The sequence below is a fragment of the Methylobacterium sp. D54C genome (genome assembly GCF_053345595.1).
Window position 1 is genome coordinate 1 of sequence record NZ_JBKFAK010000262.1, and the last position, 282, is coordinate 282.

Below are 282 nucleotides of genomic sequence, written 5' to 3' on the forward strand. Positions count from 1 at the left end.
CCATCCGGGCATCCCGATCCCGCTCGGGCCCGATCGCTTTCCCTGCCTCGTCGTCGGCCAGGACAGCCTCGTGGCCGTGGCGGCGCCGGCGGGTCTCCCCCGCGACCGGGAAGGCCGCCTGCCCCTCCTGCAATATTCCCGCGGCTCCTTCCTGGGCCGGCTCGCCGCCATCGCCCAGGCCCGGGGGGGCGCGCCCGCGACCTATCCGGTCCACACGAACGAGAACTCGATGGCCGAGGCCCTGCGGTCGATGGCGCTCGCGGGACACGGGGTCGCGTGGCT

Annotated in this window: 1 pseudogene; it reads left to right on the top strand. The window is 75.2% G+C overall.

Annotated elements, in window-relative coordinates:
- A pseudogene (locus ACLBYB_RS33440) lies at positions 1 to 282 on the top strand (LysR family transcriptional regulator); the annotation flags it as partial.